The following is a 9,219-nucleotide window of genomic DNA, read 5'->3' on the forward strand; positions in this document are numbered from 1 at the left end:
CGACCGAAGTCGTACGGGCCCTTCCACAGGTTGCTCCGAGGAGCTACCAGGTCGGACCGGATCCGGAGATCCGATCAGATCAGCAATTACTTGTTGATCTTGGTGACCTGGCCGGCGCCGACGGTCCGGCCACCCTCACGGATGGCGAACTTGAGGCCCTCCTCCATGGCGACGGGCTGGATCAGCTCGACCGTCATGACGGTGTTGTCGCCCGGCATGACCATCTCGGTGCCCTCGGGGAGGGTCACGACGCCGGTCACGTCCGTGGTACGGAAGTAGAACTGCGGGCGGTAGTTGTTGAAGAAGGGGGTGTGACGGCCACCCTCGTCCTTCGACAGGATGTAGGCCTGGGCCTCGAAGCTGGTGTGCGGCGTGACCGAACCCGGCTTGATGATGACCTGGCCGCGCTCGACGTCCTCGCGCTTGATGCCACGGAGGAGCAGACCGACGTTCTCACCGGCCTGGCCCTCGTCGAGCAGCTTGCGGAACATCTCGATGCCGGTGACCGTGGTGGTGGTCTTCTCGGTCTTGATACCGACGATGTCGACGGTCTCGTTGACCTTGAGGACACCACGCTCGATACGACCGGTGACGACGGTGCCACGACCGGTGATCGTGAAGACGTCCTCGATCGGCATCAGGAACGGCTTGTCGACGTCGCGCTCGGGCTGCGGGATCGACTCGTCGACGGCCTTCATCAGGTCGAGGACGGTCTTGCCCCACTCGGCGTCGCCCTCAAGGGCCTTGAGCGCGGAGACCTTGACGACCGGCAGGTCGTCGCCCGGGAACTCGTACTCGGAGAGCAGCTCACGGACCTCGAGCTCGACGAGCTCAAGGATCTCCTCGTCGTCCACCATGTCGGCCTTGTTCAGGGCGACAACGATGTACGGCACGCCGACCTGGCGGGCCAGGAGCACGTGCTCCTTGGTCTGCGGCATCGGGCCGTCGGTGGCGGCGACCACGAGGATGGCGCCGTCCATCTGCGCCGCACCCGTGATCATGTTCTTGATGTAGTCCGCGTGACCGGGGCAGTCGACGTGCGCGTAGTGACGCGACTCCGTCTGGTACTCGACGTGCGCGATCGAGATCGTGATACCGCGCTGGCGCTCCTCAGGAGCCTTGTCGATCTGGTCGAAGGCCGAGGCCTCGTTCAGGTCCGGGTACGCGTCATGCAGCACCTTGGTAATGGCGGCCGTGAGGGTCGTCTTACCGTGGTCGATGTGACCGATGGTGCCGATGTTGACGTGCGGCTTAGTCCGCTCGAACTTCGCCTTCGCCACTGGGGTCCTCCTGGAGTGGTTCTGTACGCCTTACTCATCGGCGCCAGGTGATCTTTGCTGGGATGCCGGGGCCCGGAACCCCCCGCCGCATGGGCTGCGGCGGGAAGCACCAGGGCTTGCCGGTGACAAGCCTAAAGCGTGGACTCGGTCGAGTTACTCGCCCTTGGCCTTCGCGATGATCTCCTCGGCGACGTTCCGGGGAACCTCGGCGTAGGAGTCGAACTGCATCGAGTAGCTTGCGCGACCCGAAGTCTTGCTGCGGAGGTCTCCGACGTAGCCGAACATCTCCGACAGCGGCACCAGCCCCTTGATGACCTTGGCGTTCGCCCGGTCCTCCATGGACTGGATCTGTCCACGACGGGAGTTGATGTCGCCGATCACATCGCCCATGTAGTCCTCGGGCGTGGTGACCTCGACGGACATCATCGGCTCAAGGAGTACGGGAGACGCCTTGCGGGCGGCTTCCTTGAACGCCTGCGAACCGGCGATCTTGAAGGCCAGCTCGGAGGAGTCGACCTCGTGGTAGCCACCGTCGAGCAGCGTCAGGCGCACGCCGGTCATCTCGTAACCGGCCAGGATGCCGAACTGCATGGCCTCCTGCGCACCGGCGTCCACCGAAGGGATGTACTCCTTCGGGATACGCCCACCGGTGACCTTGTTCACGAACTCGTACGGGACGTCGCCGTCCGTAATGGGCTCGACCATGATCTGCACCTTGGCGAACTGCCCGGTGCCACCGGTCTGCTTCTTGTGCGTGTAGTCCACGCGCTCGACGGTCTTGCGGATCGTCTCACGGTAGGCGACCTGCGGCTTGCCGACGTTCGCCTCGACGCGGAACTCGCGCCGCATGCGGTCGACCAGCACCTCAAGGTGGAGCTCGCCCATACCGCCGATGACGGTCTGGCCGGTCTCCTCGTTGCTGTGCACCTGGAAGGAGGGGTCCTCCTCCGCGAGCCGCTGGATGGCCACACCCAGCTTCTCCTGGTCACCCTTGGACTTGGGCTCGATCGCGACCTCGATCACCGGCGCCGGGAAGTCCATGGACTCCAGGATCACCGGGTTCTTGTCGTCGCACAGCGTCTCACCGGTGGTGGTCTGCTTCAGGCCCATGACGGCGACGATGTCGCCGGCGCCCACCGACTCGATCTCCTCACGCTTGTTCGCGTGCATACGGTAGATCTTGCCGATGCGCTCCTTGCGGCCCTTCACCGAGTTCAGCACCGCGGTGCCGGACTCCAGCTTGCCGGAGTACACCCGGACGAAGGTGAGCTTGCCGAGGTGCGGGTCGCTCATGATCTTGAACGCCAGCGCCGACAGCGGCTCGTCCACGGAGGGCCTGCGCGCGACGACCTTCTCCGGGTCCTTCACGTCGTGGCCCTCGATGGCCTCGACGTCCAGGGGGGTCGGGAGGTAGCGCACGACCGCGTCGAGCAGGGGCTGGACGCCCTTGTTCTTGAACGCGGTGCCGCAGAAGACCGGGGTGATGGTGGTGCCGTCGGACTTGCCGGAGGCGATGGTGATACGACGGATCGCCGCGTAGAGCTGGTCCACGGTGGGCTCGACGCCCTCCAGGTACAGCTCCATCAGCTCGTCGTCGTTCTCCGAGACGACCTCCAGCAGCTTGCCGCGCCACTCCTCGGCCGCCTCGGTGTGCGTCGCCGGGATGTCGACGATGTCGTACATCTCGCCCTTGGCCGCCTCGGCGGACCAGACGAAAGCCTTCATCGTGACAAGGTCGACGACGCCCTTGAAGTCGGCCTCGGCACCGATCGGAAGCTGCATCACGATCGGAACCGCGCCCAGGCGGTCCTCGATCATGTCGACGCAGCGGTGGAACTCCGCGCCGGTCCGGTCGAGCTTGTTGACGAAGCAGATGCGGGGCACGCCGTAGCGGTCGGCCTGGCGCCATACGGTCTCGGACTGCGGCTCCACACCGGCGACACCGTCGAACACGGTGACGGCACCGTCGAGGACGCGGAGCGAACGCTCCACCTCGACCGTGAAGTCCACGTGACCCGGGGTGTCGATGATGTTGATGGTGTGGTCGACGTCGTCGAGCGGCCAGTGACAGGTCGTCGCGGCGGACGTGATGGTGATGCCGCGCTCCTGCTCCTGCTCCATCCAGTCCATCGTGGCAGCGCCGTCGTGGACCTCACCGATCTTGTAGCTCACACCGGTGTAGAACAGGATGCGCTCGGTGGTCGTCGTCTTGCCCGCGTCGATGTGGGCCATGATCCCGATGTTGCGGACCTTGGCCAGGTCAAGCGAAGTGGTGGCCATAAGGCTCAATCTTCTCTCGGTCTCGATGTGGGGAGCGACTACCAGCGGTAGTGCGCGAAGGCCTTGTTGGACTCGGCCATCTTGTGCGTGTCCTCGCGCTTCTTGACCGAGGCGCCGAGACCGTTGGAGGCGTCGAGCAGCTCGTTCATGAGGCGTTCGGTCATGGTCTTCTCGCGACGGGCGCGGGAGTAACCCACGACCCAGCGCAGGGCGAGGGTGGCGGCGCGACCGGGCTTGACCTCGATCGGCACCTGGTAGGTGGCGCCACCGACACGGCGGGACTTGACCTCAAGCGTGGGCTTGACGTTCTCAAGCGCGCGCTTCAGCGTGATGACCGGGTCGTTGCCGGTCTTCTCGCGGAGGCCCTCCATGGCGCCGTACACGATCCGCTCGGCGGTGGAACGCTTGCCGTTGAGCAGAAGCTTGTTGATCAGCGAGGTGACAAGAGGAGAACCGTAGACCGGGTCGATGATGACCGGGCGCTTCGGGGCGGGGCCCTTACGAGGCATTCTTACTTCTCCTTCTTGGCGCCGTAGCGGCTGCGGGCCTGCTTGCGGTTCTTGACACCCTGGGTGTCGAGGGAACCGCGGATGATCTTGTAGCGAACACCCGGCAGGTCCTTCACACGGCCACCGCGCACGAGCACGATCGAGTGCTCCTGCAGGTTGTGTCCCTCACCCGGAATGTAGGCCGTGACCTCGATGCCGGAGGTCAGACGCACACGCGCGACCTTCCGGAGGGCCGAGTTCGGCTTCTTCGGGGTGGTCGTGAAGACACGCGTGCAGACGCCGCGACGCTGAGGGGATCCCTCAAGAGCGGGCGTCTTGTTCTTCTCGACCTTGTCCTGCCGGCCCTTCCGGACCAGCTGCTGGATCGTAGGCACTACTTCTCCGGTTTCTGTGTGCCGTTAGTGGAACTAACCTGGAACACCACCGACCCACGCGGTCGGGTGTGTCGAATACTGCAAAGCCCTCGCCGAGGGCGAGGAAGGCGCAGATTGCGGTGACCCGTACTCGAACTCCTCGTGCGGCTGAGGACACGCACAGGAGCCCAGGCACACCCCAGGCACAAGGTCTGAGCGTACCTACCTCATCGACTCCGGTCAAAACAAATGCCCACGCACCGGAGACGCCCGGGACAGCCCACACGACCTGGCCTGATTCAGCCATCCGGACGGGCCGGGGACCGGCCCTCGGGATCACGCTCCCGCGACTGCTCCCGGGAACGGGCCGGTTCACCGGCCGAACCGCCCGGTATCCGCTTGCCCAGGTTACGGGGCGAGCCGAGCCGGGGGATGGTGGGCACCCGCGAGCTGGGGTTCTTGGGTACGAGACCGGCGGTGGCGGGACGGGAGACGCCGGCACGGGGCGGTGGGGACGCGACCGGGTCCGGGGCGGCCGCGGCGTCCGGGGCCGGAGGCGTGGTCGCGGACTCGGTCTCGGTCGTGGTCGCGGTCTCGTCGGGGGCCGGGGAGGGGGCCGGCTCCGCGGCCCCTCGGTGGACCAGCCTCAGCCGCGGCGGCCCCGGGTCCGCATCGGCCCGCTCCCGCGCGGACTCGTACGCGGCCATGGCGTCGCGCCAGCCGTCCGCGTACGCCTTGGTCTCCCGCTCCCCCAGCTCGTCGCGCGACAGGACCAGGAGATCCTCCGGCGCGTGGCGCTCCAGATGCTCGTGGAACCGGGCCAGCAGCGGGTGCGACGGCTGGGGAACGTCGGACGACGCCGACGGCATCGAGGGCCGGGTCTTCTCGTCCCCCTCGGCCACGCACCGTCCCTCTTCCGCGTCGCGCGTCAGCCGCCCTTGACCTCCGCTTCCGTGCAGCGCAGGCCAAATCACCCTACTACCCGATCATGGCCGGGAGGGAGTGCGGATCGGGACGCTCCCGCGGCGGCTCGCGCTCCCGCGGCGGCTCGCGCTCCCGCGGCGGCTCGCGGTCCCGCGGCGGCCCGCCGTCACTCCGAGGCGAGCGGCGTACGGTCCGCGCCACGGGCGGCCGGGGGCGGCAGGAACTGTCCCGCGATCCGGATGAACATCTCCCGCTGCTCCTCCGGTACGCCGAGCCCGATCGCCGCCTCCTCGATGGTGAGCCGGCGCACCTCGTACGGACCGGTCCCGGCCCCGCCCTGGAGCTGTCGCGGATCCGGCAGGGGCAGATCGCTCTCGGTCAGCCGGCCGGAGCGGATCAGCATGTCCCGTACCGGAACGCCGAGCACGCGCGCGAGCCGCCTGGTCGTCTCCAGGTCCGGCATGCTCTGGCGGTGCAGAAGCCGGGTGATGGCCGCTCGGTGCACTCCGGCCTCGTCGGCCAGCCGGGACTTGCCTCCGCCACGCGGGCTGTCGATGTCGAAGCCGCGGCGACGGATCAGTTCTTCGACCCAGGCGGCGAACTGATCAAGGTCACTGGTGGTCATGGGTGGGGCGCCTCCCTCCGAAGCCGAACCAGCGTATCGCGCTTGCGCGCACGGAATTATGTGCGAGCAAGACGCCAAGTGTGCGGATTCAGCAAAGACGTCTCCCCCTTCGACAGCCGACCGCCCGGGGAAATCACAGCCAAAGTTGATTGCGCGCGGGCGCGCAACGTGTCAAGGTCGGTGTCGCGACACGGAGTGACCATGAGGTCACCGTCGCTGCCGCGGGGCCCGGATCCGCCTGTCCGGATCCATTCACCCCGGCCCCGTCCACCCGGACCTGCCTGCCCTGGGAGAGCGCCCATGCCCGTCACCAGCCGTACCACCAGCCGTCACGCCGCCCCCGGCCCCCGCGCCGACACCGCCGGCTCGGCGGCCGACGCCGACTCCCGGCCGGGCAGGGCCACGGCGGACGCCGCCGCAGTCTGGCTGAACGTACTGACACGTCAGTTCCCCGAGCTGCTGACCGAGTTGGTCCCGGGCGCCGGACCCGCCACCACGGCCGGTGACCGCCCGCCCCGCACCCCGGACCAGCTCGCCGCCGACTCCGAGCGCGTCCGTGCCGAGCGCACGGACGCCCTGCTCGTCGAGCAGCGCCACGGCCTCGCCGTCCCCGGCCACTCCACCGCCCCGCTGCGGCTGCACATCTCGGACGCGATCCGCGACATCACCGACGGGGTCGTCGAGCTGGAGGAGGCCGTCCACGACAAGCTGGGCCTCGGCCGCCCGCGCCGCGCGACGGTGCCTGAGCGGCTGGTCCGGCTGGCCCGGCTGCTGGACCGGATCGCCGCCCATCGGGTGCTCGCCGCGCACGTACGGGACGAGACCCGCCGTATGGCCCGGCGCTGCGGACGCGCGCTCGGCGACACGGAACCGATGATGCGGGTCGGAGGCCGCTGCCCGTGGTGCGATTCGGTGTCCCTGCGCGCGTTCCCGTCCCGAGGGGCGGTGCTCTGCGTCAACCCGGCCTGCCGGTGTGACACCCGGGAGTGCGACTGCCGTACGGATCCGGCCTACCGACACCTCTGGGAGCGGGACTCCTGGGCGCGGCTCGCGGCATCGGCGGGCGGCGACGCGCGGGAGATGGCCGAGGCGGTGTCGGAGGACCCGGCGGACGGGGCCGGCCGGTGAGCTCCCCCAGGACGCCGCTGATCACGGGCGCACTGGCGGCCGACGAGGTCGAGGTGGCCCCGGCGACCATCCGCAAGTGGGTCCAGCTCGGCCATCTCACCCCGGCCGGGAGCCGGGGCCGTGCCCTGCTCTACCGGCTGGAGGACGTGTTCGCCGCGGAACGCGCGGCGCACGGACGCCGGTCCTCGCCGCCGAACCGGCCCCGGCCATAAGCCCTTTCACCGCACCGCACGTCCGGCCGGCCGCCCTCGTCACCTCGCCACAGCGCGAGGGAGGGCGGCCGGCCCTTTCGCGTGCACGCGTCAGCGCGCCGCGGGGCCGTACGACGCGTCGGGCCCTTCGGCGGGGACCGGCCGCGTACGGGGAGGCACGGGCGTCCCCGTACCGGCGAGAGCGACGGCATCCTGCCAGCCGCCGGTGAAGCCGCGCACCTCGGCCTCGACGGCGATCCGGGCCCCGACCTTCACGGCCACCGCCGTGAGCGTCCGGGCCATCTCGCCGGTGTAGGTGCCGGATTCACCCGCCTCCGCCGCCACTTCCACGACCACGGCGACGATCTCACTCAGCCGCTCCTGCGCAACGCTCTCGTGCTCCCCGCTCATCTCACCGCCACCTTCTCGAATGCGTGTTCGATACGCAGCGTATCGCCCGCAAGCCCTGAGTGACCACTGTGAACCGGATCGATTCCGGACCGTCACTAATTGCGCGCCCACACGCACTAGTTGCGCTCTCGCTCGACATGGATCACAATGGGTGCAGCGGCGGAGCTGTGCCCACCTCCCTCCGGGGTGCAGCTCCGCCGCTGGCGTACCCGGGGCCCGTGGCTCCGGCCGCAGGCCCGACCCCTACGAACTGGAGTGATATGCCGTCATGAGCACTCCCCCGAGTACGTTTCCCGACGTGGAGGCCATCGTCGTGGAACTCCTCTCCGACCGGCCCGAACTGGCCGACGCCACGGTGGACGAGACCCCGCCGCCCGGCTTCGACGGCACCCAGAAGGCCGTGATCGTCTCGCGCCGGGGCGGCGCCTGGATCGACGATCTCCATCTGGACCTGCCGCTGATCGAACTGGAGTGCTACGGGCCGGACAAGCCCACGGCCCATCTGCTGGCCAACGCGGCCCGGGCCGAACTCCTCAAGGCACGCGGCACCCGGTACGGCCCCACGACGATCACCGATGTCGTGGAGGCGGACGGACCGCGCTGGCTGCCCGAATACCTCTATCCCGCGGCGAACCGCTATCTCTGCGTCATGCGGTTCTCGATGCGTACGGACTGACCCCGGCGCCCCGGAGGCCCCGTACGCCCCCACAGACAAGGCCCTGCCGACCCGGCGGGGCCTTTGCCGTACCCACGGCAGCACCACTCATCCCGGCACCACCACGTCACGCACAACACCTCATCAAGGAGCCCTCATGGCATCTGCGAACGACTCCTCCCAGATCCGTATCGCCGGCACCGGCCGCCTCTTCGTCGCGGCGGCGGGCGCGAGCGCGCCGGCCAACTTCGCGACCGACTGGGACCCCCAGGTGTGGAAGGACCTGGGCTACACCTCCACCGACGGCGTCACCTTCGCCAAGAAGGACAAGCTGGACCCGGTCGAGACCTGGCAGTCCGTCAGCCCGGCCCGCTTCATCTACGCGGACCGCGATCTGACGCTGAAGTTCTCGATGCTCCAGTTCAACGAGGCGACCCTGCCGTTCTTCATGGGCGGCGACGCCGTGGAGCCGGCGGCCGGCACGGAGGGCGTCTTCTCGTACGCCATCACGGACGGCCCGCAGTTCGACGAGCGCGCCCTCGGCCTGGAGTTCACCGACGGTACGGACGTGACGTACCGCTTCGTCATCCCGCGCGGCCAGGTCACCGCGTCGGACGACATCAAGCTGGCCCGCAAGGCCGCGGCGCTGCTCGGTGTCACCTTCACCGCGCTGGCCGCGAAGGAGGGTGAGCCGCTGGCCACCTTCCTGATGAAGGACCCGGCGTACGCGTCGGCGCCGGCCTGAGAACCCGGGGGCGGGGGCGGGGCGGGCCCCCCCCCCCCCCCCCCCCCCCCCCCCCCCCCCCCCCCCCGGCGCCCCCCCCCCCCCCCCCCCCCCCCCGGGCGGGCCCCGCGCCGGGCGC

11 protein-coding genes are annotated in these 9,219 nt (G+C 69.1%); 4 read left to right on the top strand and 7 right to left on the bottom strand.

What is annotated here, in order from left to right; translation table 11 throughout:
* Window positions 1–86 precede the first annotated feature (86 nt).
* From tuf to ACIQ7D_RS23255, 6 genes are all read right to left on the bottom strand, one after another.
* Window positions 87–1,280 (bottom strand): elongation factor Tu, encoded by a 1,194-nt coding sequence (gene tuf, locus ACIQ7D_RS23230; RefSeq protein ID WP_129770864.1) that lies wholly within the window; start codon window positions 1,278–1,280, stop codon window positions 87–89.
* 153 nt (window positions 1,281–1,433) lie between these two features.
* On the bottom strand, window positions 1,434–3,560 hold the full coding sequence (gene fusA, locus ACIQ7D_RS23235) for an elongation factor G (protein ID WP_403940431.1): 2,127 nt from the start codon (window positions 3,558–3,560) through the stop codon (window positions 1,434–1,436).
* A 38-nt stretch (window positions 3,561–3,598) separates the two neighbouring features.
* A complete protein-coding gene (rpsG, locus tag ACIQ7D_RS23240) occupies window positions 3,599–4,069 on the bottom strand; it encodes a 30S ribosomal protein S7 (protein ID WP_030351427.1) in 471 nt (156 codons plus the stop codon).
* 2 nt (window positions 4,070–4,071) lie between these two features.
* Window positions 4,072–4,443 (bottom strand): 30S ribosomal protein S12, encoded by a 372-nt coding sequence (rpsL, locus tag ACIQ7D_RS23245; RefSeq protein WP_003948652.1) that lies wholly within the window; start codon window positions 4,441–4,443, stop codon window positions 4,072–4,074.
* Window positions 4,444–4,721: 278 nt separating this feature from the next.
* On the bottom strand, window positions 4,722–5,324 hold the full coding sequence (locus ACIQ7D_RS23250; RefSeq protein ID WP_403940434.1) for a hypothetical protein: 603 nt from the start codon (window positions 5,322–5,324) through the stop codon (window positions 4,722–4,724).
* Window positions 5,325–5,512: 188 nt separating this feature from the next.
* Window positions 5,513–5,971: a helix-turn-helix domain-containing protein gene (locus ACIQ7D_RS23255; protein WP_403940436.1), complete on the bottom strand. Its 459-nt coding sequence runs from the start codon at window positions 5,969–5,971 to the stop codon at window positions 5,513–5,515.
* Window positions 5,972–6,271: 300 nt separating this feature from the next.
* On the opposite strand from ACIQ7D_RS23255, the gene ACIQ7D_RS23260 reads away from it, so the two are divergent.
* The gene (locus tag ACIQ7D_RS23260; RefSeq protein ID WP_403940438.1) at window positions 6,272–7,099 is read left to right on the top strand and encodes a hypothetical protein; all 828 of its coding nucleotides are present in this window, start codon (window positions 6,272–6,274) and stop codon (window positions 7,097–7,099) included.
* A complete protein-coding gene (locus ACIQ7D_RS23265) occupies window positions 7,096–7,311 on the top strand; it encodes a hypothetical protein (protein WP_403940440.1) in 216 nt (71 codons plus the stop codon). The genes ACIQ7D_RS23260 and ACIQ7D_RS23265 overlap by 4 nt, the downstream gene beginning before the upstream one ends.
* A 90-nt stretch (window positions 7,312–7,401) precedes the next feature.
* On the opposite strand, the gene ACIQ7D_RS23270 is transcribed toward ACIQ7D_RS23265, so the two are convergent.
* The gene (locus ACIQ7D_RS23270; protein ID WP_403940442.1) at window positions 7,402–7,701 is read right to left on the bottom strand and encodes a hypothetical protein; all 300 of its coding nucleotides are present in this window, start codon (window positions 7,699–7,701) and stop codon (window positions 7,402–7,404) included.
* 268 nt (window positions 7,702–7,969) lie between these two features.
* Here ACIQ7D_RS23270 and ACIQ7D_RS23275 point away from each other — a divergent pair, with 268 nt between their 5' ends.
* On the top strand, window positions 7,970–8,377 hold the full coding sequence (locus ACIQ7D_RS23275; RefSeq protein WP_384919593.1) for a hypothetical protein: 408 nt from the start codon (window positions 7,970–7,972) through the stop codon (window positions 8,375–8,377).
* Window positions 8,378–8,513: 136 nt separating this feature from the next.
* Window positions 8,514–9,101, top strand: coding sequence for a phage tail protein (locus tag ACIQ7D_RS23280; RefSeq protein WP_403940444.1), 588 nt, complete (start codon window positions 8,514–8,516; stop codon window positions 9,099–9,101).
* Window positions 9,102–9,219 lie beyond the last annotated feature (118 nt).

This window comes from Streptomyces sp. NPDC096310 (assembly GCF_044763125.1).
In the GTDB taxonomy this organism is placed as follows: domain Bacteria; phylum Actinomycetota; class Actinomycetes; order Streptomycetales; family Streptomycetaceae; genus Streptomyces.

What these genes read in the sequence shown, in the direction of transcription:
- ACIQ7D_RS23275 (WP_384919593.1), top strand. Translation starts at nt 7,970, where the DNA reads ATGAGCACTCCCCCGAGTACGTTTCCCGACGTGGAGGCCATCGTCGTG.
- ACIQ7D_RS23260 (WP_403940438.1), top strand. Translation starts at nt 6,272, where the DNA reads ATGCCCGTCACCAGCCGTACCACCAGCCGTCACGCCGCCCCCGGCCCC.
- ACIQ7D_RS23255 (WP_403940436.1), bottom strand. Translation starts at nt 5,971, where the DNA reads ATGACCACCAGTGACCTTGATCAGTTCGCCGCCTGGGTCGAAGAACTG.
- fusA (WP_403940431.1), bottom strand. Translation starts at nt 3,560, where the DNA reads ATGGCCACCACTTCGCTTGACCTGGCCAAGGTCCGCAACATCGGGATC.
- ACIQ7D_RS23280 (WP_403940444.1), top strand. Translation starts at nt 8,514, where the DNA reads ATGGCATCTGCGAACGACTCCTCCCAGATCCGTATCGCCGGCACCGGC.
- ACIQ7D_RS23270 (WP_403940442.1), bottom strand. Translation starts at nt 7,701, where the DNA reads ATGAGCGGGGAGCACGAGAGCGTTGCGCAGGAGCGGCTGAGTGAGATC.
- rpsG (WP_030351427.1), bottom strand. Translation starts at nt 4,069, where the DNA reads ATGCCTCGTAAGGGCCCCGCCCCGAAGCGCCCGGTCATCATCGACCCG.